Below are 22,062 nucleotides of genomic sequence, written 5' to 3'. Positions count from 1 at the left end.
GTCTATGTAAAATATTATAGCACGTCAAATCATGTCTTCTAGTAACTATCTGACATACATTTTGAATTCAAGGAACAAATCGTTGTAGTCCTGAACTATTTTCGTCCCCAAGTCACGGTAAACTTCAAGTTTTTCCATTGTTTTCTCACTAGGATAGAACTGCTGATCGGAGCTAATGCTCTTTGGTAGGATCTCCTTTGCCCGCTTGACCGGCGTCGCGTAACCCACATATTCCGCATTTTGGGCGGCATTCTTTGGCTCAAGCATAAAGTTGATAAAAGCGTATGCACCAGCCTTATTCTTCACCGTCTTTGGAATCACCATGTTGTCAAACCAAAGGTTACTTCCCTCTGAAGGTACTACGTAGTGCAGGTGCTTGTTTGCAGCGAGCATTTCACTGGCCTCACCTGACCAAGTAACGCCGACCGCGGCTTCGTTTTGAATCATGTACATTTTCAGCTCGTCGGCAACGATGGCCTTCACATTATAACTCAGCTCATTCAATTTGGTTTGAGCCAGTTTCAACTGTACGTGGTTCGTCGAATTCATTGAGTAACCCAAAGAAACGAGCGAGAAGCCCATGATATCTCGCGCGCTATCCACGAGTAGGATCTTGTTTCTTAGTTGACTGTGCCAGAGATCATCCCAATGCTCAATCGTGCCCGGTTTAACCATCTGATCGTTATAGATAATTCCCAGTGTCCCCCAAAAATAAGGAACGGAATAATTATTCTGCGGATCGAAGGAACGATGGAGGAATAAAGGATCGATTTCCTTGAAATTTTTAATTTTACTCTTGTCAATTCCTTCGAGCAGATGAGCTTTTTGAAGTTTCTCAATCATGTATTCGGACGGCACAGCCAAGTCATAACTAGTACCGCCCTGTTTAATCTTCGTGTACATTGCCTCGTTGCTATCAAAGGTCTCATAGGTGACACGATAGCCAGTCTGCCGCTCAAACTTCTTGATTAGCGCAGGATCGAGGTAGTCACCCCAATTGTAGATTGTGACAGACTTAGCGCCACCACCACTCTGCTGCGGATTCAACGCTTTTGTCCAGAAGAACAATCCTAGGCAGACGAGGAGGATGGCTAGTGTAGCAGTCATTAACTTTTTCATCGTACCACCCCAGAAACCGTCGCCCGTTTCTTATCTTTCTTCGACCTATTATGAGTGCTAATTAGGTAATAACCAATTACGAGAATCAAGGCAAAAACGAACATCAAAGCACTGAGTGCGTTGATTTCTAAATTGATTCCCTGACGTGCTCTTGAATAGATTTCAACCGACAGGGTGGAGAACCCGTTACCTGTAACAAAGAATGTTACGGCAAAGTCATCCAGTGAGTACGTGAATGCCATGAAGAAGCCGGATAAAATTCCCGGAGTAATGAATGGCAACAGCACACGACTCAAAACCTGCATGTCACTTGCCCCAAGGTCCTTAGCAACATCAATTAATGCAGAATCCATTTCTTTTAACCGGGGAAGAACCATTAAAACAACAATTGGAATCGAGAATGCGATGTGACTAAACAAGACCGAGCCGAAGCCCAAACCAATCCCGAGTGCGGTGAAGAAGATGAGAAAACTTGCACCGATGATGACATCGGGCGAGACCAAGAGAATGTTATTGAGGGTCAACAGGACATTCTTTTGGCGGCGCGAAACGGTCTGGTTGATGGCAATGGCACCTAGAGTGCCAATGATTGTGGCGATCAGGCTCGATAGCAATGCGATAATCATCGTATTGATGACAATCGTGATCAGCCGGCTATCCGCGAACAGATCCGCATAGTGGCTGAACGTGAATCCTTGATAGTTGCTCATTCGCTCACCAGTAGAGAATGAATAGAAAATCAGGTAGAAAATTGGGAGGTAAAGGACCACCAAGACAACAAATAAGTAGATGCGACCCCACTTGATATTTTTCATTAGAAGTTCACCCTCCTATTTCTCTTTTTCCTGTCGGTAGTGAAGACCATCGTGATAATCATGATAGCAATCAGAATCACGCCGATGGTGGAGCCCATGCCCCAATTCATCGTCGTCAAGAAGTATTCCTCAATTGCGGTACCGAGTGTAATCACCTTGTTACCACCAATCAGCCTAGTTAACATGAAGAGTGAGAGTGACGGGATGAAGACTGCCTGAACCCCTGCTTGGATACCCGGCAGCGTCAGTGGCAACACAACTTTTTTGAAAGTCTGGAACTTCGACGCACCTAAATCCTGACTCGCCCGTAGCAGCGCCGGATCAAGCTCGATGACGGAATTATAGATTGGTAGAATCATGAATGGAATCTCGATGTAAGTCGCCACAAATAAGAAGGCAAAACTTGTGAAGAGCATCCCTTGAGGCGCCACCCCGAAGAAACCCAGGAAACTGTTGACCATGCCATCCCGACCCAGGATACCGATGAATGCGTAAGCCTTCAGCAGAAGATTAATCCACGTTGGGAGAATGATCAGCAGTAACCAGAGTTGCGCGCGTTTTAGTGTGCTTAAGATATACGCAGCAGGATAGCTAATGAGCAGTGCAAATAGTGTAATCAGGAAGGCATACCAGAACGAACTGAGGGTCATCTTTAAGAAGGTCCCGTTAGTGAAGAATGTGACATAATTAGACAACGTCAACTTACCAGCAATGTCGGTAAAGGATTGGTAGGTAATTAGGATAATCGGGAGCACGACAAAAAAGGTGATCCATAAAACGTATGGTGCAAGGAAAAAATATTTTCTCTTATTCATCATCTTCTTCGTACCCCTCCAGTCTCGCATCGAAGTCCTCCTCCGATTCGCCGAAGCGCATGACATGAATATCCTCGGGTTCGAAGAAAAGGCCCACCTCTTTGCCTTCTTCTGTTGGATTAGTAGAGTGAATCAGCCATTCGTTATCGTCTACGTCAACTCCCAGAATTTCGTAGTGATCCCCCAGAAACAGCTGTGTCTCCACCTTCACCACAATCTTACCCTGCTCCACGGTCGTAATGTCTAAATCCTCTGGTCTGAGCACTACTTCAACCCGCTCGTTTGGCCGCATCCCGGCATCGGCACATTCAAAAAGTCGATTAACAAATTCAACCTGGTAATCCGCAATCATCTTACCGGGAACAATGTTCGAGTCTCCGATAAATTCGGCTACGAAGTGGTTGATTGGTTCATCATAGATGTCGACCGGCGTACCACTTTGTAACACCTGACCATCATTTAAAACGAAGATTTCGTCACTCATGGCGAGCGCTTCTTCTTGATCATGGGTCACGAATATAAAGGTAATCCCTAAGCGCTTTTGCAGTTCCCGTAATTCGTATTGCATGTCTTTTCTGAGACGCTTGTCTAAAGCAGATAAGGGCTCGTCCAACAGCAACACTTTAGGCTTCGTGACGATTGCGCGCGCGATTGCCACACGTTGTCTCTGACCGCCACTCAATTCTGCCGGGTCTCGGTCTGAAAAACCCTCAAGGCGAACCATCTTCAGCGCGTCCTTCACGGCAGCGTCGATTTCCGCTTTTGGTAGCTTTCGGACGACCAGCCCGAATGCAATGTTATCGTAGACATCGAGGTGTGGGAAAATACCGTAGTTTTGGAATACCGTGTTAATCTGGCGCTTACTTGCGTCAACGCTCCTGATATCCTTGCCCTCGAACAAGACGGAGCCTGTTGTTGGTTTAGAGAAGCCGCCAATGATCTGCAAAATCGTCGTCTTTCCCGAACCAGACGGACCCAGCAGTGAGTAAATTTTGCCACTCTCTATCTCTAGGTTCACATCTTTTAGTGCCACGAACCCGTCCTCGTACTCTTTGCCAATATTTCTTAATTCAATAATTGGTTCCACAATCATCGTCCTCTATTCAGTAGTATCAACAGTAAGTTGTAGTGCGCTCTCCGCAAAATTAACTTCCTGTCGTAATTTATCTGCTAGCGTCGGCGCCAGCTTACGAGCATCAACCAAGTTGCTGATAGCAGCTCGTTGCGCAGCAAAGGCCACTATTCTCAACTGATAAACTTGGGCATCATAGTTGCTGTTCTGCTCGTGTTCATTCGCCTTCAGTTGGGCGATTTTACGGCGGTAGGCCACCACAAGTCGGTAAACAACCCTTTGATTATACTGATGTTCTTTTTGTTTGTCATCACTTAAAAAATCAGAGAGAAACTTCAATGCATTCTTAGCCATTTCCTTCGATGCAAAGGCCTTCTCCGGATTTTGTTTAGCGCGCAATTTAAACATGCTTTGGAACTGCTTCCTCAATATGCCCCGAGAATGTTTCAGATGATACGACATGCGCTTAAGCCGTTTGACCTCTCGGCCCTGATGCAGGTTGGTCAAGGCATCAAACGCATCGGCTAATTCTTTCCGTAACTCCAGATAAACTTTCTGGGTGATTTGGCCGTTGTACATCAAGTACTCTAGCGTGCTTGCTTCACCACGAAAGCCGACCCGTCTAAGCGTCAACTCATCTTTCAAAAGCACTTGTGCCTGGTCAGATTCCGTGCCAAATTCCTCGTGCATGAGGCTCGCAATGAGCTTCTGGTATTCATCAATCACATCAAGAGCTGCCCGTTGATTCTCATTTTGGCGTCTCTGTTCCTCGACAGCCTGAACCGCACTATTATAGAGGTAGTTCTTAGCTTCCTTTTCTGACATCGAATCCGCCGGCGCGACATTCTCCTCAACCGTTTCATCCAGTGTCTGCTTAAGTTGTAATTTAAACGCACGCTTAGTCAGAATTGGGATGAGCACCACGGCCATGACTAACGAAAGGACAATTACACCAGCAGCGATAAACAGAATTAACGGTCTGTTTGGAAAGGGCTGTTCATTATTTAATAGGGGCGGAATAGAGAGTGCCGCTGCCATCGTGATTGCTCCCCGTACACCGGTTAAACCCGATAATAGGGCATCGGACAGTGTGACCTGTTCCCTTTTACCCTGACTTTTCTGGAAAACAAACTGAACGAAGTTCGAGCCGTAAATCCAAAGCACGCGGATGAGAAACAGGATGAACCAGATAGCAAAGACCAAGGCAACCGCATAACCTGTGTGAATATCTGGATTTTGAATTGCCTGGTTCATGGCTACTGGCAACTCGATCCCAAGAATTAGGAAAATCATGCCATTTAAAATGTAAACGATAATCTCCCAACTTTTATTCGTGACCACCACATACTCGGAGCCGCTCTCCAAGTAATTACGACCGCGTAATGCGGTGAATATACCTGCGACCACTACGGCAATTACGCCGGATGCGTGGAGATATTCGGCAATCAAGTAGATCAGAAAAGGGGTAATGAAGTTAATCACGGCGAGGATTGTTACATCATTGAAACCGCGCCTAATGAGTGAACGCAGTGCATAGCGAATCAACGAAATAGCGATAAAGCCGGTCAATGCACCGACCACACTGATGTAGACGAAGTCGCCTGCCGCTTCGAATAGCGAAAATACGCCAGTCATCGTAGCAGCGACCCCATACTTGAAACCAATCAGGCCACTGGCATCATTGATCAGGCTTTCACCAGCCACCAAGTTCACAATCCACTTTGGTAGCTTGGCCTGACTCGTAATAGAATGAACAGCGACAGGATCCGTTGGGCTCAAAATAGCCGCCAATGCGAAACTAGCAGCATATGGTAGGCTTGGAATTAAGAGGTGGATGATTGCCCCACCAACAAAGGTCGTGAAGAAAACCAACACGATCGAGTTAATGATGATGGGCCGTTTCAAAGACCAGAGATCTTGCTTCGGGAAGGTCCGGCCGTCGTTATAAAGTAATGGTGCAACAAAAAGGAGTAAAAACCAATCGGTTTTTAGCGGAATTGTAATCGAAAAAGTGAGCGCGAGTACTAGTCCTAATCCAATCTGAATTAAACTCGTGGGGATTGCCGAAAAATAGTGGTTGATGACGTTTGAGACAACCACCAAACTAATCAAGAGGACTACCCCTTCTAATAATTGAACCGTCAAATTGGATCACCTGCCTTAAATTTCTTGTCCGATAATTCGAACCTCTGTTTCTAAATTAATATCGTATTTTTCTTTAATTGTGGTTTGGATCAGGTGAATCAAATTCACGTAGTCAGTCGCGGTTGCGTGATCCACATTCACGATAAAGCCGGCATGCTTCATGGATACCTGGGCCCCACCAATTTGCTTGCCCTGAAGGCCCGCTTCAATAATCAGCGGACCAGTGTAATGGCCGGCGGGTCGTTTAAAGACGCTACCACATGATGGATATTCTAGTGGTTGCTTCGCCCGTCTGAGTGCGTTTAGGTGGTCCATCTTCGTTCTAATCGGCTCGCTCTTGGCTGGTTTCAGCTTGAAGATAGCGAATAAGACGACTGCCCCATTCTCTTGGACCAGCGAGTGCCTGTAGCTGAAGTTCATCTCTTCGTTCGTATACGTCTTCAACTCGTCGTCCCGGGTCAAGACGGTGACAGACTCCAAGACGTCCTTAATCTCGCCATCGTAGGCGCCGGCATTCATGTAGACCGCCCCACCTACACTACCGGGAATCCCCGCAGCAAACTCCAAGCCACTTAAACTCTGCCGGTAGGCCGCTTCGCTTGTATTAATAATCCGCGCACCGGCATAAGCCTTGATCCGGTGGTCGCTGAGCGCAATTATCTGGTTCATCTGGTTTAAGAGAATCACTAATCCCTTAATTCCCCCATCCCTGATAATCAAGTTACTAGCATTACCAAGCACAGTGAGTGGTATTTCATTCTCCTTTGTGACCTCAATCAGCCGCTTAATCTGCTCGATTGTCCGCGGAAAAGCGATAAATTCAGCTGGTCCCCCGGTTTTGGTGAACGTAAACCGACTAAGTGGAATGTGCTCTTGAATATTGATTCCTTCTTGCAGTAAGTCTAGTAATTGCAAATGATTTACCCCCGTATTTCAATACGTCTATATTACCAAAAAAAGGATTGGAATTATACTAGCAAGTTTACTAAATGACTGTGTTATACTAGCTTCTAGAAAACCGCTGGAGGCAGTCAAAACATGAAATTTATCTCTTGGAACGTCAACGGATTACGCGCAATCCTGAAAAAGAACTTTACCGAATTTTTTACCGCCACGGATGCGGACTTCTTCGCCATTCAGGAAACCAAGTTACAAGAAGAGCAGGTTGAATTAGAATTACCTGGCTACGAAACCTACTTTAACTTTGCGAAGCGCAAGGGATACTCCGGCACGGCCATCTTCACGAAACACACGCCGCTCTCCGTCAGCTACGGTATCGGCAACGAGATTGGGGATGATGAGGGCCGAGTCATCACACTCGAATACAAAGACTTCTTCTTTGTGACCTGTTACACGCCGAATTCCCAGGACAAGCTTAAGCGCCTGAGTTTTCGGACAGTCTGGGACCGCGACTTCAAGGACTACCTGGTTCACCTGGACGAAAAGAAACCAGTAATTTTCTGTGGTGACCTAAACGTGGCCCACGAACCAATTGACTTGAAGAACAATCAGACCAACCACCACAACGCTGGTTTCTCCGACGAAGAGCGTGCCCAATTCACTGCGCTACTGGATGCCGGCTTCATCGACAGCTTTAGATTGCTCCACCCTACGGAAGTCAAGTATTCTTGGTGGAGCTACCGCTTTAATGCCCGCAAAAACAACGCTGGTTGGCGGATTGACTACTTCGGTCTCAGTAAGGGACTAGCAATCAATGTTAAGGAATCGGATATTCTAGACCAGATTATGGGTTCGGACCACGCACCAATTTTACTTGAAATGAAAGACTTAGAGGTTTAATAATGAACTTTATTGCAATGGATTTCGAAACAGCTAACCGCTCTGCGTCAAGCGCCTGCTCGATAGCTCTTGTCATGGTGCGTGACAACAAGGTGGTTGATGAATACTATTCACTAATCAACCCCGAGGAGCAGTTTGAATACCGAAACGTGCAGGTTCATGGGATCCACCCCGAAGACGTACAGGCCGCACCGAAATTCAACGAAATCTGGCCGAGCTTCAGTCCCCTATTCTCGCCCCATTCACTGGTTGTGGCGCACAATGCCCGGTTTGACATCAGGGTCCTGCAGGCGATGCTTGATAAATATGGTTTGGCCCGGCCAAACTTCCTGGCGCTCGATACACTCAAAACGAGTAGAAAATTCCATCCAGAATTGCCTAATCATAAATTAAACACCATCAGTGCGGCACTTGAAATTGATTTACAGCACCACCACCACGCCCTCTCGGACAGCCTAGCTTGTGCTCAGATTCTGATTCACGACGATGAACATTTCAGTGACGAGCCCATCAAAAAACTAGTTCAACTCATTAACTGAGTTGAACTAGTTTTTTTGTCATAGTTGTTGAAGTAGCTCTTCGTAGCGCTGTCCCGTGGCGCTGACCTTTACAATTCTCCTAGTCGAATCCAAGTCGGTGTCATCGCGCTCAATCGCGATAGTCAAGTATTCCGGCGGGAGCTCCGTTTGCACAAAGTTTGGCCATTCCATGATGACAACACCATCTTCTTGTAGGTATGCCTCGAGGTCTAGACTGGCTGTGTCTCCATCCTCTAGGCGATACATGTCCATGTGAAAAAGCGGTAGTTTGCCTTCACGATACTCACGCACGATGGTGAACGTCGGGCTCTTAACTGGACGTCTGATACCTAGAGCGCGCGCTATTCCCTTCGTCAGGGTGGTTTTGCCTGCACCAAGGTCCCCCTCAAGCAACAAGAGGTCATGGGGCCGCAAGTTATGCCCAATTTGTTCTCCCAACTGCTGCATCGCAGAAGCTGAGTCAATGGTAATTTGTTTCACTTTTGTTCTTCCTAATCTAAGGCTTGTGCCGCCGTTAATATCGCGGTTTTGTAGACATCTTCCTCGTTTGCACCACGTGAAAGGTCCGAGACCGGCTTATTCAACCCTTGTAGAACTGGACCAATGGCCTCGAAGTTACCGAACCGTTGTGCAATTTTGTAGCCAATGTTACCAGATTGTAGTTCAGGGAAGACGAAGACTTTAACATTACCGGCAACCTTTGAATCTGGTGCTTTTTGGGCAGCAACACTTGGTACAAATGAAGCATCAAATTGTAATTCACCGTCAAGTTGCAAGTCTGGTGCTAATTCATGTGCTATCTTCGTTGCCTCGGCGACCTTTTCTACCTCTTCACTCTTAGCAGACCCCTTAGTGGAGAAGCTCAGCAATCCGACAATTGGTTCGATACCAAATAGCTCCGCGCTCTTCGCAGACTGAACGGCAATCTCCGCTAATTCTTGTGCGTTTGGGTTGATGTTAATTGCGCAATCAGCAAAGAGATAGCGCTCATCGCCTCTTTGCATAATGAATGCACCGCTCGTTCTCGTCATGCCCGGCTTGGTCTTGATAATTTGGAGCGCTGGGCGCACGGTGTTCGCCGTCGAGTGCACTGCACCTGACACGAGGCAGTCAGCCTTATCCATGTAGACCAACATTGTGCCAAAGTAGGTTTCGTCACGCAAAATCGTCTCGGCCTGCTCCTTTGTTGCCTTACCTTTTCTCCGTTCCACGAACGCCGCAACCATCGCTTCATAGTCAGCATAGTTATTTGGGTCGATAATCTCACTGCTATTTAAGTCGAAGTTCTTTTCGTCTGCCACCCGTTTGATCTCCGTCGGATCACCGAGCAGTACTGGCCGTAATAACTCATCTTGCGCCAATCTCACAGCAGCGCCCAACACGCGCGTGTCTGTCGCCTCCGGGAAAACTACACTGAGGTTCTTACCCTTGATTTTATTAGTCAAACTTACAAATAAATTCATTGACTTGCTCTCCTTAGTCATAATTTAATCTTACTATATCATTTATTGGAATCGCTTGCAGGTTAATTTTTACGCTCATCTAACGCAGTAACTTTCGCTGGTAATTGCCAGTCAATGGGCGTGACACCCCATGATTTGAGAAACTCATTTGTCTTACTAAAGGGCCGTGTACCAAAGAAACCGCGGCTCGCCGACAGCGGACTAGGATGAACCGAACGTAAAATAAAATTTCGGGTCTGGTCGATTAACGGGATCTTCTTCTGCGCATAACTACCCCAGAGGATGAAGACCACGTGGCCGCGGGCACTGAGTGCGCCAATCGCGGCGTCCGTAACTTGCTCCCACCCCTTGCCAGCATGACCGTTAGCATGCCCGGCGGGTACGGTCAAAACGGCATTCAACAGCAACACACCCTGTTTGGCCCAGTCCGCCAGGTAGCCGTGTTGAACCGGCTTAAACTGGACATCCGTCATCAACTCTTTATAAATATTTCGCAGTGATGGCGGAATTGGTGCGCCCGGTAGCACTGAGAAACTCAGTCCATGTGCTTGACCGGGGTTATGATATGGGTCTTGACCAAGAATAACCACCTTGACGTCGGCAAAATCGGTTAACTGAAAGGCGGTAAAGATATGGTGCATCTCCGGATAAATTATTTTCGTCCGGTACTCTTGTTTCAAAAAGTCATGTAGTTGGCGGTAGCGAGGACTATCAAATACCGGCCCCAGGATTTCGTCCCAATGATTATGAATTAAGTTTTTCATTTTCCATTTCCTTTGCTGAATGCGTTTTATGGTAAGATGATAGTAGTTAAGAATTGGAGGGTTTACACTTGATCAAACTGATTGCGTCCGACATGGACGGTACACTTTTGAACGATAAAATGCAAATTTCGCCGGGGAACGTCGCAGCCATCAAGCAAGCACAAGCACAAGGAGTCGAGTTTCTCGTGGCCACCGGTCGTGAGCTGAAAGAAGCAGAACCGTTGGTGGAGGCCGCCGGTTTACACACTGGCTACATCACGCTGAATGGCGCGCGCGTCTTCAACACCGCCGGTGAGCTCAGTGTCGACCTCCCAATCGCTGACGAAACAGCGGCCAAGTGGGTCCACGATCTAAAGGATGCAGACTACTACTTCGAGCTAGTAACTGGTAAAGGCGTCTATTCTGACGACCGGGTACGGCGAATTCAAAACGTCGCCGACCTGTTGGTTGACCTTAACCCGGACACCAACTTCAAAACGGGAATGATTCTGGCCGCAGCTAGACTAGAAATAATCAACATCAACTATGTTGACAACTATCAGAATCTGCTGGACGATCCGACAACAGATATCTATAAGATTATTGTATTTAGTAGTCGTGGTCAATCGGCTTTTAGCGGAATTCGAGACGAGATTGCAGCTAGCAACGAGTTAATCGTCACTTCATCAAGTGAGAACAACATTGAAATCAATAATATTAAAGCACAAAAAGGTCTGGCTTTGGTCGATTACGCGGCGGAACGCGGCATCAAAAGAGAAGAGATCATGGCAATCGGCGATAACCTAAACGATGAGTCGATGATTAGGATGGCTGGCACAGGCGTAGCTATGGGAAACGCCATCGACTACATCAAAAAGATTGCAGACGATGTCACCACTGTCAACACAGATGATGGCGTAGGCGCATCTATTCTGAAGCACATCTTAGAATAACAGTGTAACTGAGGTGTTTTAAAATGAAGTACTTTTTACCTTTAGATGACCAAGCAAACCCTGGGCGTATTCCTGTGTTAGACGCGAATAACAAGGCGCATTACATGGTGCTTGGCAACATGAATCAGCTGAATAGTACAATCTTCTTAAACGACCTCAATCGAAGTGAGGTTGCACGAATTACCAACACTGCAAAACGACTAGCAGAGTCCTACCTTCTTATTGTCTTAAACCAGGTACCGATTCGCATTAGACAAGTTAAGTTCAGTAATACACGCCTATACTACCTGCCAGAACTCAATTACTGGATTATTGGCAACAAGAAGCGCGACGAATACACTTTTAGGAAAGGACGCCACAAGGTTGCTCAGGCGCTCATTTTAGTCACGAACCTTGGTCCCACGCTACAAATAAATATCTTTGACGACAAGCATGAGCCGGAAATCATCCTCACAAGCATGATTTTCAACCAGCCGAGTTTCGTCGAGCAGTTGCTGGTACGCAAAAAGGCTGGTATGAACTACCAACCCACTTTTTAATTTATTTTATTTAACCATGTGGTCGTAGAGGTGCTCACCAATCGTCATCTGATCAATGGTTTCAAATCCCTTTTTGACATACAAGTGCTTTGCCCCAGGATTAGTCTGATCAACATTCAGGCTAATTTTTTTGTAGCCATTTTGTGCGGCGAGATCAGGCATGGCGTCTAGCAATTGTCCACCGATACCGTGCCCCTGAAACTGAGGTGCGACCGCGAGGGAGTCAATGTACCACTCCCCCGGCCGGGCTTCTCGATCCGTGAAAATTTTAGTCTCTCTTGGTAGGCCAACCTCAGAATAGTATTGCTCTAAGGGCGCATCAATCAGTGGCTCATCCTCAGCGCGATAACTAGTAATCATGCCTGCAACTTCACCGTCTCGCTCACTAACCAGTGTGCGACCAAGGGAATATCTATAGCCAGGCGTATGCCAGCCCTCCTCTAAGAGATGGTAGAAGGCACTGTCGTCAATTGCGGCGATGCTCTTCAGCTCCATTTCATCAAAAATCTGTTGCAGAATTGGAAAAATTGCTGGAAAATCCTGTTCAGTTGCTGTTCTAATCATCTTTAACCTCTACCTTCATCTAATATTGCTCATTTACTACTCACCGTGAAATTTCAAACCGGACGCGCTAACACGTTTATTAGCTGCTCAATCAACGGATTAACTTGCGGATGGTACGCCAGCACGATATTGAATAACGGTTGATCGTCATCCAAAATATCAATGGCATGCAAGTCCCGCTCACCACTGATCGCCATCTCGCTAAGAAAGCCGATACCCACATTCTCATGCACCATGCCCTTTAAGACATTGATGTCGGGCGTCGTATAGACAATCTTGGGCTGAAAACCGTTTTTCTCCGTGAGCTCCCGCAAGGCCGCGGGATGGACAAACCCTTCCTTCAACGCAATGAAGTTCTCACTTTTTAGTTCGCTGAACTTAATAGCAGTAACATCTTTTAAGCGATGATCCTTACTCACAATGATTTTGAAACGCGTCTTCGCTAAAGTAACTGTCGCAATTTCTGGTATGCTAATTGGTTCAATCGCGCCAAGAATTGCCACGTCTAAATTACCCTCCTGCAGCTGCTTCGTCAAGGTGGCTGATCCCGCCTCCACCGTCTCGAGGTGTGACATTAGATTCTCCTGCAGCAGTTTCTGCGCCAATTGGGGGAAGTAATAGTTACCGATAATCGGCGGCAAGCCAAATCTGACCTTCTGCGCAGACAAAGCCTTCAAGTCGGACTTTACCGTGTGTAGTTCCGTCAGAATCTTCTGGGCATGCGCCAAGAATTCGTTACCTGCAAGTGTGAGATTCACTTGATGGTGCGACTGATCACGCACAAATAATTGCACTTGTAACTCATCCTCAAGGCGCTTAACCATGTACGTAATCGTCGGCTGGCTCACCGAGAAATGTTGTGCAGTCTTTGTGTAATTGCGATCATTAGCTAACTGAACGAAGTATTCCAGATCTCGAAAATTCATTTAATCTCCTCATTGCATCCTGCTCATATAAATATATTTTATCATAGCTAACCACCTTAGAAGCTGCTGTGCAGGCAATTCACCCAACCATCTTGGTTGGTACTTCAACACAACCTGGCACGTTCACTGAGATTATTGTCAAAGAGATGGCGGCCCACACTGCACGGCCAATCATCTTCCCACTATCCAACCCAACTAAATTAGCCGAAGCTAAAGCAGAGGACTTACTCACTTGGACCGCTAGTAAAGCACTCGTAGCTACGGGTATTCCAGCTAATGATGTCACTTTAAATGGCGTTACTTATCAGATTGGTCAAGCTAACAACGCGTTGGTTTATCCGGGTCTTGGTCTAGGAACGCTGGCAGCAAAAGCTACGCTTCTGAATGATGCAATGATTTCAAAGGCTGCACACTCACTTGGTGGTATCGTGGACGCAACGAAGCCTGGTGCAGCTGTTCTACCTCCTGTGACACGGCTTGCAGAGTTCTCCCAGACTGTCGCACAGGCTGTGGCACAAAGTGCACTTGATCAGGGTATCTCACAGGCAGATAGCAAGGACGCAGCACAACTAGTTGCTGATCTGAAATGGGAACCAGAGTACGAGGAGTTACCAAAGAATCTATTGGATTAATTCTGTTTCATTATTTTAGCAAAAAAGGTTAAGGGGACTTTATTATGACTGCATTTCTAACATCACTTGCGAGTGTGGCTGAGATTATCATCGTCATCGCACTCGGATTTTACCTACGTTCTAAAGGTAAGTTTGACGATCATTTCAAGGGAAGCATTTCATTCTTGATTATGAACATTGCTTTACCAGCATCAATCTTCGTCTCTGTGTCAAAGTATTTGACACGGGACAAGTTGATTGAGCTTTCAGGCGGCATTCTCTATGCCGTGATTAGTGGTAGCATCGGTAATCAATTACCAACACTTGAATCTAGTACATTGATTATTCAATCAGCTGCTCCTGGACTAGCCGTGTTACCAATTCTGGCCGGTAAAGCACACGGTGATGTTAAATACGCCACCAACGTTGTGACCACAAGTACGGTATTGTTCGTCATCGTTGTGCCAATTCTCATAGCTTTAATTCAATTCATCTAGTATCAAATAACAGACAAACAAGATTACCACACAAACACACAGTATTACTTGTAATCTAAATAACATAGATAAAATAGGTCTTTCACCAAATTTTGGGTGAAGGACCTATTTTATTTTGGCGGGGCTAGTAGTTGCGCGGTATTCTCAGCTACGGCTAAGATCCGATAAATGTCTAGCGCCACTTCGGCAACAGGTTGTTGTAAATCCTGGTCAATGTAGCGAATTATCTGTCTGACGACGTAATCGGCAATCAAATTGAGACTGACTTCAGTCAATTCGGTTTCCCGGTAGAATGATTTCAAATTACGCTGAACCAATGGTTCGAGGACGTCATTGAAAAATAAACGTTTAGTTTGATGATAGAAATTAATATACAGGTGCCGCTCTGAGCTCATTAATTGAATTAACTGGCGGTAGCGGACGTCAAGCTTGGTTTCACGCGTGTTGCTTAGAATCCGTTCAACCTGATATGAAATAACAAACTGATACAATTCAGTCATACTACTGTAGCTACGATAGAAGGTAGAACGGGATATTTGAATGCCCGCACAAAAGTTACCCACAGTATAGTTCTCAACTAAATGGTGTCCTAAGTCCTGCTGGAGCACCGCATAAATTTCACTTATTCTTGTTTTCATCTGACTAATTTTCTATTTTGAGATATATTCATTGTGGCAGAGTAATCTAGCTTAAGCAATCACAAATCAATGCTACTAGTAATAAATACGCCGATTTGCATCGAAACCATCTAAGTGTTTAAATAAAAATATTATTTTCTACTTTAAACATTTGGAATGGAGTAGCAACACATGAACATTACCTGGCACATCAAGCCCTTTAATAAGCTGAGCACAATGGAACTCTTCGGCCTAGTTCGTTTGCGCATCGCCGTTTTCGTCACCGAACAGCAAATTACAGAACCAGAGTTAGACGATCAAGATTTGGAATCTTACCACGTCTTTGGTACTGATGAAACTGGCCGTGTTGTCGGCGTTGCCCGCTTCTTCTTCGAAGACTCTAAGTTACTGGTTGGGCGTGTCGCCGTCGATCAGAGCCTCCGCCATGCGCACATTGGGAGTCGGATGCTCATCGCAATTGAAGACTATGTGCGTGAACACAATCTGGCCGAGACCATCTACCTGCATGCGCAGCTATACATCAAGGACTTCTATCTCTCACTGGGTTACGAGCCAATTGGTGACATCTTCTTGGAAGCTGACATCAAGCACATCATGATGGCGAAAAAACTTAATTAAATCTCTAGTTATAAAAAAATGTTGGTCCCGACTCACAAATCGAACCAACATTTTTTAGTATTTAATTTTAGTAATTCTCTGCAGTTCACGTTCTTGATCACGCCGCTTTATCGTCTCACGCTTATCATAGTTTTTCTTACCACGACCTAGTCCTATCAAGACTTTTGCAAAACCGCGTTTCAGATAGACCTTCAACGGGACAATGGCCATGCCCTTCTCCTGTTGATATTCGTCCAAACGTGCTATTTCGCGCTTGTGCAGCAACAATCTTCTATTCCTGATTGGATCATGGTTGAACTGGTTGCCCTGCGCATACTCGCTGATATGGACGTTCTCGAGCCATGCCTGACCATTACGAATCCGCACGTACCCATCCTTCAAAGTTATCCGGCGTGCACGAACAGATTTTATCTCAGTCCCAGTCAACTCAATCCCAGCCTCAATCGTATCTTCAATCAGATAATCATGATTAGCTTTTCTGTTCTGAGCGACCACATTATCCGCAGCTTTAGCTTTTTGTTTCAAGGTAATCACCTCGATTATCTATTATTTGTGACCGTTATTACTTTCGTGTCTTCTGTTAGAGCGGTTTTGTCCCCGATTTTGTCTGCGAGGGCCATTGCCGTCCTTACCATTTGCACGATTATTATTCACCTGCGCACCACCTCTTGGTCGGCTAAAACCGGTTGGCTTTGGCTTTGCTGGCGCATTTGGGTCATATAACTCGAAGTCAATCTGCTTCTGGTTCAAATCTGCGTTAATCAGCGTCACCTTGATTGGCATCCCAATTTTGAATACCTTGTGCGTATTTTTACCGGTCATCGTCATCTGCTTCTCGTCAAATTGGTAGTAATCATCAGTCAAATTCGAGATATGGATGAGACCCTCAACAGTATTTGGCAGTGCGATGAACATACCGAAGCTAGTTACGGAACTCACAGTTGCGTTAAAGTGTTGGCCAACCTTATCCATCATGAATTCGGTCTTCTTCAAGACATCAACTTCACGTTCGGTATCGATTGAACGACGTTCCTGCTTAGAAACTTGGTCGGCAATGTCTTCAAGACGGACATTGAAATGCTGCTTAATTTCCTCAGTTTCACCCTTCTCACTGTAATCATGAATCATGCGATGCACAGTCAAATCAGCATAACGCCGAATTGGTGAGGTAAAGTGCGTGTAATCAACAGCAGCTAGGCCAAAGTGTCCCAGTGCATCTGGAGCGTATTTTGCCTGCTTCAAACTCCGCAAGAGTACAGTCGAGACAACAGCCTCTTCTGGTGTGCCTTCAACCGCAGTCACAACTCTTTGAAGATCGAGCGGCTTAACATCTGCTGGATCAGCCTTGATGTTCAAACCAAAAGCACCGATGAAGTCGAAGAAGTTCTTGATTCTCTCTTCGTCAGGTGTTTCATGCACCCGATAGAGGAATGGAACGTGTTCCTTTCTGTAGTGCTCAGCAACTGTTTCGTTGGCCATCAACATGAATGATTCAATCATTCTTTCAGCAATGCCACGTTGTCTGAGTTCAATATCAGTTGGGTGACCATTCTCATCCACGATGATTTTAGCTTCATTTTCTTCAAAATCAATGGCTCCGCGAGCATGGCGCTTTTGGTAGAGCGCTTCGTGCAGCTTACCCATTTCTTCAAGCATTGGGCGTAATTCTTCGTACTTAGGTTCCAACACCTCTGTGTTTTCAGGGTCCAAGACCTTGTTTACACTGTTATAAGTCAAGCGAGCATGTGACTTGATCACACTCTGGAAAATGTCGTAACTAACACGTTCACCACTTGGCGTGATTTCCATGTCACAGCTGAGTGTGAGACGTTCGACATCAGGATTCAACGAACAGATGCCGTTTGATAGTCTAAATGGCAACATTGGAATAACTCGGTCTACCAAGTAGGTTGAGTTACTGCGTTCAAAAGCCTCTTGATCAAGAGGTGAGCCTTCAGTCACGTAATGACTAACATCGGCAATATGTACACCTAAATGGTAGTTACCATTTGGCAATTTCCACAGAGTAACTGCATCATCAAAGTCTTTCGAGTCGTCGCCATCGATTGTGACCGTAACTTCCTCAGTCAGGTCGCGTCTTGCAGCTTTTTCTTCAGGCAAAACGTGGTCAGGAATGGCTTCACTCTGTTCCAATGCCTCAGGATCAAATTCTGTTTTGATATCGTGGTCGTAAACGACTGACATGATATCGACACCTGGATCATTCTTGTTACCAATTGTGAATAGTGCGACACCGAGCATTCTGGTTGGGAAAACCGCAGAAGGATATTGAGTGATATCAACCTTTACCATATCGCCCATTTGGGGGTGAATACCGTCTTCTGAGATGAAGACTGAATAGTTCTTCAACTTCTTGTTGTGGCTCTTCACATAGCCGTAATAGCCAGTTTTTTTGACCATCACGTCACTGTAAGGCATAAACTCGCCCACTAGACTTGTCACCTTGTGCTCGAGCACCTCGGTCACGATACCCTCAGGTCCGCGGCCGTTCCAAGGATTCGCACCCTTGATTATTTTGACTGTCACAGTGTCGCCATCCAATGCGAAAAGTGTATTACCTTTCGCAACAAAGATATCCTGCTCGTCCTCTTCTTCAAGATGGATGAAGCCGAAGCCCTTGTCATTTGCTCTGAATGAGCCCTCTAGAAGTTGGTCTTCTTGCGCCAACTTAAATTGACCGTGTTTATCCGACACGATTTTCTTCTCATTTTCGAGGAATGTCAGGGTCTTCACGACCTCACTGAAGTCGAGCGAATGGTCGAAGTTGACCATTTTTTCAATTTCATCTACCTTGAAAAGTTTGCCAGGACTCTGGCGAAATATTTCAAGGGTATTAGCTATAGCTTGTTCGTTTTGCGTCATTAAATCACCTCGTGATAATTGTTCTCTATAAATTTCAATACGTCATTTGTTAAGTCTTTTTTAGCAGTATTTGTCGTAATAACATGGCTCGCATTCTCGTACCATTTAAAGGTCACGTTCTCGCAATTAACCAGTGCATCACGTAATTTGTACGCGCCATTCTGGTCGACGATCTCGTCTTCCCCACCCTGACCAATAAAAATTGGTTGGTTAATGGTTGCGAGTTTTGCCTGCACCAAGGCGCTAAATTCGTTAATCTGCTCAATTTGATTATTCAGGTGTTCGTCGATGTAGTCAAGTTCATTTTGCTTGTCCGCACCTGTTAGCTCATTATTGAGGTTCAAGACATACTGCGCATATTTCTTGAATCCTGCAGGCAATGTTCGTCCAGTCTTCTCCGTATTCATGAATATTGGTGAGCTGAAAACTCCACCACCAAGCAACTCCTGATCACGTTCCAGGAGATCCATGGCGAAAATACCGCCGAGTGAGAGTCCGAAGACATAGAGATTGTTGCCGAAATCTTTTTTCAGCTCGGCCACTCTATCCGTCACCTGCTTCTGCCAAGCAGCAATAGATCCCTGCGTCAAGATATCAGTTGGATTGAGCGTACCATGCCCAGCAAAATTGAAGGACGTCACAAAGTAACCTGCACGATTGAGCGCACCAGCTAGAAGTCGCACATCTGCAGTACTTCCAGAGTAGGCGTGCAACAATAATATTGCAGGTTTGCCTCCAGTTAATTCAAAGTTTTCAGGCATTTTAAAGTGACTCACTTTCACCCTCCACAAGAAAAAAAGCCTCCACGTTAAACAAGGAGGCAATTAATTCGACGATAATATTGCTAGGATTACTGCAAGCACGAAGAAGAGTACCAGTAACACCGAAGTTACCTTTTCCATGAATGCTTCGAATCCCCGCTTTTTGGATTGTCCACTGAATACAGCACCACCGGACAAAGCATTCAGCGCATCTTGTTGCTTTTGTGGTTGCATCATCACAGCGATGATAATTAAAATTGACACGATAATAATGAGTGTCATTGCCAGATTATACAAGAGTTTTCCTCCGTAACTACTAAAAGAATAATCACTGCTAATATTCTACCATATATTTGGCCTAATGCCTACACAAAAAAAGCAGACCAGAGGTCTGCTTTTCAAAATATAATTTTACAAATTACTTCTTAATGTTGTAGAAACTGTTGATTCCTTTGTATTCAGCAGTGTCGCTCAATTGTTCTTCGATTCTGAACAATTGGTTGTACTTAGCAAGACGATCAGTCCGGCTCATTGAACCAGTCTTGATTTGGCCTGCGTTAGTTGCAACAACAAGGTCTGCGATAGTAGTATCTTCAGTTTCACCAGAACGGTGAGAAACGATAGCTGTATAGCCAGCTTCTTTAGCCATTTCGATTGATTCGAAAGTCTCAGTCAAAGTACCAATTTGGTTAACCTTGATTAAGATTGAGTTAGCCACGCCCATGTCGATACCCTTCTTCAGGTAATCAACGTTTGTAACGAACAAATCATCACCAACGATTTGTACTTTTTTACCTAAGCGAGCAGTCAAAGTCTTCCAATCGTCCCAAGTGTTCTCGTCCAATGGGTCTTCCATTGAAACAACTGGGTACTTGTCGATTAATTGCTCCAAGTAGTCTGTGAACTCTTCAGCTGTGTATTCTTTACCATCAGCAACAGTCACATACTTCTTAGTTTCTGCATTGTAGAATTCTGATGAAGCAACGTCAAAGGCAATAGAAATGTCTTCACCTGGCTTGTAACCAGCACGTTGGATAGCTTCAACAAGCACTTCAAATGGTTCTTCGTTGTTCTTCATGTTAGTTGGTGCGAAACCACCTTCATCACCAACAGCAGTGTTGTCACCGCGTTCCTTCAAAATTGCTTTCAAAGTGTGGAAAGTTTCTGAACCCATCCGCACTGCTTCATGAATACTCTTAGCACCAACAGGCATGATCATGAATTCTTGGAAGTCCACGTTGTTGTCGGCGTGCTTACCACCGTTGATAACGTTCATCATTGGAGTTGGTAATACGTGTGCATTTGGGCCACCAAGGTATTCGTACAATGGCAAGCCAAGTTCGTCAGCAGCTGCACGGGCAGCAGCAAGTGAAACACCAAGAATAGCGTTTGCACCGAGACGAGCCTTGTTAGGAGTACCATCAAGGTCGATCATTGTTAAATCGATTCCGCGTTGGTCAGTTACATCTAGTCCAATCACAGCCTTAGCGATTTCAGTGTTCACATTCTCAACAGCCTTCAAAACTCCTTGGCCGCCGAAACGTGATTTATCACCATCACGCAATTCAACTGCTTCGTGTTCACCAGTTGAAGCACCTGAAGGAACGATTGCGCGACCGAAGCCACCTAATTCAGTATAAACTTCAGCTTCAACAGTAGGGTTACCACGTGAATCTAAGACTTCACGAGCTAAAACATCAGTAATAACAGACATTTAATTTCTCCTTTTATTCATCTAAAAAATATCAGTACGTTACTATTCTACAATAGTTGCTCTAATTATTAAACCAAAACTTCTAGTCTTGATAATTAACAAGTGCGAGGAATGACTCTGGTTCAAGACTTGCACCACCAACTAAGCCGCCATCGATATCTGGCTTAGCCATTAATTCCTTCACGTTCTCAGGTTTAACTGAGCCACCGTATTGAATCCGGACGTTTGCAGCAGTCTCTTCGTTGTACAAATCACTCACTGCATCACGGATTGCCTTGCACATTTCTTGTGCCTGTTCGCTTGAAGCAGTCTTACCTGTACCAATAGCCCAGATTGGTTCGTAGGCAATAACTGATTGACTGACTTGCTCAGCAGTCAAATCTTTCAAAGCAGCCTTAATTTGGCCCACAACCCATTCAGTCTCCTTGCCGGCTTCTCTAGTCTCAAGAGATTCGCCACAGCAGATGATTGGTGTTAAGTTGTTTCTGAAAAGTGCATGTGCTTTTTTGTTGATGTCTTCGTCAGTTTCGTGGAAGTAATCACGACGCTCTGAGTGGCCAATCACGACGTAGTTGATACCCATTTGTGAGAGCACAAGTGGACTTGTCTCGCCTGTGAAGGCACCTTTGTCTTCGAAGTAGGCATTTTCAGCAGCGGTTTTCAGTTCTGAACCCTTAGCAGCAGCCAGGAGTGCAGGCAAATCAACAGCAGGAGCTGCGATGACTGATTCAACCTTGCTGCTTGCAGGTAATTTGTCTTTAATGGCCTCGACGAAAGCTGTTGTTTCCTCAGGATTTTGGTTTAACTTCCAGTTACCAGCGATAATTGGTGTACGCATAAAATTAAT

24 protein-coding genes and 1 pseudogene are annotated in these 22,062 nt (G+C 45.4%); 7 read left to right on the top strand and 18 right to left on the bottom strand.

The features are described 5' to 3' along the window. Nucleotides 1–45: 45 nt before the first annotated feature. Genes LA20533_RS06920 through murB form a run of 6 tightly spaced genes read right to left on the bottom strand, consistent with a single transcriptional unit; the run spans nt 46 to nt 6,881 of the window. Nucleotides 46–1,119, bottom strand: a complete 1,074-nt coding sequence (locus tag LA20533_RS06920) for an ABC transporter substrate-binding protein (protein ID WP_054745976.1) — start codon at nt 1,117–1,119, stop codon at nt 46–48. Further along, a complete protein-coding gene (locus tag LA20533_RS06915; RefSeq protein WP_054745974.1) occupies nt 1,116–1,934 on the bottom strand; it encodes an ABC transporter permease in 819 nt (272 codons plus the stop codon). The genes LA20533_RS06920 and LA20533_RS06915 overlap by 4 nt, the downstream gene beginning before the upstream one ends. Beyond that, the gene (locus LA20533_RS06910; RefSeq protein ID WP_056946406.1) at nt 1,934–2,749 is read right to left on the bottom strand and encodes an ABC transporter permease; all 816 of its coding nucleotides are present in this window, start codon (nt 2,747–2,749) and stop codon (nt 1,934–1,936) included. Before LA20533_RS06910 ends, LA20533_RS06915 begins: the two co-directional genes overlap by 1 nt. Then, nucleotides 2,742–3,836 carry an ABC transporter ATP-binding protein gene (locus LA20533_RS06905; protein WP_141322551.1) on the bottom strand — a complete coding sequence of 365 codons (1,095 nt, stop codon included), beginning with the start codon at nt 3,834–3,836 and terminating at the stop codon, nt 2,742–2,744. Before LA20533_RS06905 ends, LA20533_RS06910 begins: the two co-directional genes overlap by 8 nt. Nucleotides 3,837–3,848: 12 nt before the next feature. Next, the gene (locus LA20533_RS06900; protein WP_056945991.1) at nt 3,849–5,966 is read right to left on the bottom strand and encodes a Na+/H+ antiporter; all 2,118 of its coding nucleotides are present in this window, start codon (nt 5,964–5,966) and stop codon (nt 3,849–3,851) included. 15 nt (nt 5,967–5,981) lie between these two features. Then, on the bottom strand, nt 5,982–6,881 hold the full coding sequence (gene murB / locus LA20533_RS06895) for a UDP-N-acetylmuramate dehydrogenase (protein WP_056945990.1): 900 nt from the start codon (nt 6,879–6,881) through the stop codon (nt 5,982–5,984). Nucleotides 6,882–7,004: 123 nt separating this feature from the next. Here murB and LA20533_RS06890 point away from each other — a divergent pair, with 123 nt between their 5' ends. Beyond that, entirely contained in the window at nt 7,005–7,766 is a 762-nt protein-coding gene (locus LA20533_RS06890) for an exodeoxyribonuclease III (protein WP_056945989.1), read from the top strand. Nucleotides 7,767–7,768: 2 nt separating this feature from the next. After that, nucleotides 7,769–8,305, top strand: a complete 537-nt coding sequence (locus tag LA20533_RS06885; RefSeq protein ID WP_054745966.1) for a 3'-5' exonuclease — start codon at nt 7,769–7,771, stop codon at nt 8,303–8,305. 18 nt (nt 8,306–8,323) lie between these two features. Here LA20533_RS06885 and tsaE read toward each other — a convergent pair whose 3' ends face one another. The 3 genes from tsaE to LA20533_RS06870 all read right to left on the bottom strand — a co-directional run bounded on the left by tsaE (nt 8,324) and on the right by LA20533_RS06870 (nt 10,532). Beyond that, nucleotides 8,324–8,785 carry a tRNA (adenosine(37)-N6)-threonylcarbamoyltransferase complex ATPase subunit type 1 TsaE gene (gene tsaE / locus LA20533_RS06880; protein WP_054745964.1) on the bottom strand — a complete coding sequence of 154 codons (462 nt, stop codon included), beginning with the start codon at nt 8,783–8,785 and terminating at the stop codon, nt 8,324–8,326. An 11-nt stretch (nt 8,786–8,796) separates the two neighbouring features. Next, a complete protein-coding gene (gene pta, locus LA20533_RS06875) occupies nt 8,797–9,768 on the bottom strand; it encodes a phosphate acetyltransferase (RefSeq protein ID WP_056945988.1) in 972 nt (323 codons plus the stop codon). A gap of 62 nt (nt 9,769–9,830) precedes the next feature. Then, a complete protein-coding gene (locus LA20533_RS06870) occupies nt 9,831–10,532 on the bottom strand; it encodes a uracil-DNA glycosylase (RefSeq protein ID WP_054745962.1) in 702 nt (233 codons plus the stop codon). A 68-nt stretch (nt 10,533–10,600) separates the two neighbouring features. Between LA20533_RS06870 and LA20533_RS06865 the strand changes: the two genes are divergently transcribed. Further along, on the top strand, nt 10,601–11,464 hold the full coding sequence (locus LA20533_RS06865; RefSeq protein WP_056945987.1) for a Cof-type HAD-IIB family hydrolase: 864 nt from the start codon (nt 10,601–10,603) through the stop codon (nt 11,462–11,464). Nucleotides 11,465–11,487: 23 nt separating this feature from the next. Then, nucleotides 11,488–12,003 (top strand): LURP-one-related/scramblase family protein, encoded by a 516-nt coding sequence (locus tag LA20533_RS06860; RefSeq protein ID WP_054745960.1) that lies wholly within the window; start codon nt 11,488–11,490, stop codon nt 12,001–12,003. A 6-nt stretch (nt 12,004–12,009) separates the two neighbouring features. Here LA20533_RS06860 and LA20533_RS06855 read toward each other — a convergent pair whose 3' ends face one another. Next, nucleotides 12,010–12,567 (bottom strand): GNAT family N-acetyltransferase, encoded by a 558-nt coding sequence (locus LA20533_RS06855; protein WP_056945986.1) that lies wholly within the window; start codon nt 12,565–12,567, stop codon nt 12,010–12,012. A 53-nt stretch (nt 12,568–12,620) separates the two neighbouring features. Next, the gene (locus tag LA20533_RS06850) at nt 12,621–13,493 is read right to left on the bottom strand and encodes a LysR family transcriptional regulator (RefSeq protein WP_054745957.1); all 873 of its coding nucleotides are present in this window, start codon (nt 13,491–13,493) and stop codon (nt 12,621–12,623) included. Between the two features lie 47 nt (nt 13,494–13,540). On the opposite strand from LA20533_RS06850, the pseudogene LA20533_RS06845 reads away from it, so the two are divergent. Together LA20533_RS06845 and LA20533_RS06840 are read left to right on the top strand one after the other, a co-directional pair. After that, nucleotides 13,541–14,125 (top strand): annotated as a pseudogene (locus LA20533_RS06845) (malic enzyme-like NAD(P)-binding protein); the annotation flags it as partial. A 44-nt stretch (nt 14,126–14,169) separates the two neighbouring features. After that, nucleotides 14,170–14,601 carry an AEC family transporter gene (locus tag LA20533_RS06840; protein WP_054745953.1) on the top strand — a complete coding sequence of 144 codons (432 nt, stop codon included), beginning with the start codon at nt 14,170–14,172 and terminating at the stop codon, nt 14,599–14,601. Nucleotides 14,602–14,711: 110 nt separating this feature from the next. On the opposite strand, the gene LA20533_RS06835 is transcribed toward LA20533_RS06840, so the two are convergent. Continuing rightward, complete coding sequence (locus LA20533_RS06835; RefSeq protein WP_054745952.1) at nt 14,712–15,239, bottom strand: hypothetical protein; 528 nt, start codon at nt 15,237–15,239, stop codon at nt 14,712–14,714. A 171-nt stretch (nt 15,240–15,410) separates the two neighbouring features. Between LA20533_RS06835 and LA20533_RS06830 the strand changes: the two genes are divergently transcribed. Further along, nucleotides 15,411–15,857, top strand: coding sequence for a GNAT family N-acetyltransferase (locus LA20533_RS06830; protein ID WP_056945984.1), 447 nt, complete (start codon nt 15,411–15,413; stop codon nt 15,855–15,857). A gap of 54 nt (nt 15,858–15,911) precedes the next feature. On the opposite strand, the gene smpB is transcribed toward LA20533_RS06830, so the two are convergent. From smpB to tpiA, 6 genes are all read right to left on the bottom strand, one after another. Then, the gene (gene smpB, locus LA20533_RS06825) at nt 15,912–16,382 is read right to left on the bottom strand and encodes an SsrA-binding protein SmpB (RefSeq protein WP_054745950.1); all 471 of its coding nucleotides are present in this window, start codon (nt 16,380–16,382) and stop codon (nt 15,912–15,914) included. A gap of 21 nt (nt 16,383–16,403) precedes the next feature. Continuing rightward, nucleotides 16,404–18,740 (bottom strand): ribonuclease R, encoded by a 2,337-nt coding sequence (gene rnr / locus LA20533_RS06820; protein WP_056945983.1) that lies wholly within the window; start codon nt 18,738–18,740, stop codon nt 16,404–16,406. After that, nucleotides 18,740–19,516, bottom strand: coding sequence for an alpha/beta hydrolase (locus LA20533_RS06815; RefSeq protein ID WP_056945982.1), 777 nt, complete (start codon nt 19,514–19,516; stop codon nt 18,740–18,742). The genes rnr and LA20533_RS06815 overlap by 1 nt, the downstream gene beginning before the upstream one ends. 48 nt (nt 19,517–19,564) lie before the next feature. Next, nucleotides 19,565–19,798, bottom strand: a complete 234-nt coding sequence (gene secG / locus LA20533_RS06810; protein ID WP_054745948.1) for a preprotein translocase subunit SecG — start codon at nt 19,796–19,798, stop codon at nt 19,565–19,567. Between the two features lie 121 nt (nt 19,799–19,919). After that, a complete protein-coding gene (eno, locus tag LA20533_RS06805; RefSeq protein ID WP_056945981.1) occupies nt 19,920–21,215 on the bottom strand; it encodes a phosphopyruvate hydratase in 1,296 nt (431 codons plus the stop codon). Nucleotides 21,216–21,297: 82 nt separating this feature from the next. Continuing rightward, complete coding sequence (tpiA, locus tag LA20533_RS06800) at nt 21,298–22,053, bottom strand: triose-phosphate isomerase (protein WP_054745947.1); 756 nt, start codon at nt 22,051–22,053, stop codon at nt 21,298–21,300. Nucleotides 22,054–22,062 lie beyond the last annotated feature (9 nt).

Origin of the sequence: Amylolactobacillus amylophilus DSM 20533 = JCM 1125 (assembly GCF_001936335.1) — a bacterium.
Taxonomy (GTDB): Bacteria; Bacillota; Bacilli; order Lactobacillales; family Lactobacillaceae; genus Amylolactobacillus; species Amylolactobacillus amylophilus.
This window is presented reverse-complemented; position numbering and strand designations above follow the sequence as displayed.

What these genes read in the sequence shown, in the direction of transcription:
- LA20533_RS06920 (WP_054745976.1), bottom strand. Translation starts at nt 1,119, where the DNA reads ATGAAAAAGTTAATGACTGCTACACTAGCCATCCTCCTCGTCTGCCTA.
- LA20533_RS06915 (WP_054745974.1), bottom strand. Translation starts at nt 1,934, where the DNA reads ATGAAAAATATCAAGTGGGGTCGCATCTACTTATTTGTTGTCTTGGTG.
- LA20533_RS06910 (WP_056946406.1), bottom strand. Translation starts at nt 2,749, where the DNA reads ATGAATAAGAGAAAATATTTTTTCCTTGCACCATACGTTTTATGGATC.
- LA20533_RS06890 (WP_056945989.1), top strand. Translation starts at nt 7,005, where the DNA reads ATGAAATTTATCTCTTGGAACGTCAACGGATTACGCGCAATCCTGAAA.
- LA20533_RS06885 (WP_054745966.1), top strand. Translation starts at nt 7,769, where the DNA reads ATGAACTTTATTGCAATGGATTTCGAAACAGCTAACCGCTCTGCGTCA.
- pta (WP_056945988.1), bottom strand. Translation starts at nt 9,768, where the DNA reads ATGAATTTATTTGTAAGTTTGACTAATAAAATCAAGGGTAAGAACCTC.
- LA20533_RS06870 (WP_054745962.1), bottom strand. Translation starts at nt 10,532, where the DNA reads ATGAAAAACTTAATTCATAATCATTGGGACGAAATCCTGGGGCCGGTA.
- LA20533_RS06860 (WP_054745960.1), top strand. Translation starts at nt 11,488, where the DNA reads ATGAAGTACTTTTTACCTTTAGATGACCAAGCAAACCCTGGGCGTATT.
- LA20533_RS06855 (WP_056945986.1), bottom strand. Translation starts at nt 12,567, where the DNA reads ATGATTAGAACAGCAACTGAACAGGATTTTCCAGCAATTTTTCCAATT.
- LA20533_RS06850 (WP_054745957.1), bottom strand. Translation starts at nt 13,493, where the DNA reads ATGAATTTTCGAGATCTGGAATACTTCGTTCAGTTAGCTAATGATCGC.
- LA20533_RS06840 (WP_054745953.1), top strand. Translation starts at nt 14,170, where the DNA reads ATGACTGCATTTCTAACATCACTTGCGAGTGTGGCTGAGATTATCATC.
- LA20533_RS06835 (WP_054745952.1), bottom strand. Translation starts at nt 15,239, where the DNA reads ATGAAAACAAGAATAAGTGAAATTTATGCGGTGCTCCAGCAGGACTTA.
- LA20533_RS06830 (WP_056945984.1), top strand. Translation starts at nt 15,411, where the DNA reads ATGAACATTACCTGGCACATCAAGCCCTTTAATAAGCTGAGCACAATG.
- rnr (WP_056945983.1), bottom strand. Translation starts at nt 18,740, where the DNA reads ATGACGCAAAACGAACAAGCTATAGCTAATACCCTTGAAATATTTCGC.
- eno (WP_056945981.1), bottom strand. Translation starts at nt 21,215, where the DNA reads ATGTCTGTTATTACTGATGTTTTAGCTCGTGAAGTCTTAGATTCACGT.
- tpiA (WP_054745947.1), bottom strand. Translation starts at nt 22,053, where the DNA reads ATGCGTACACCAATTATCGCTGGTAACTGGAAGTTAAACCAAAATCCT.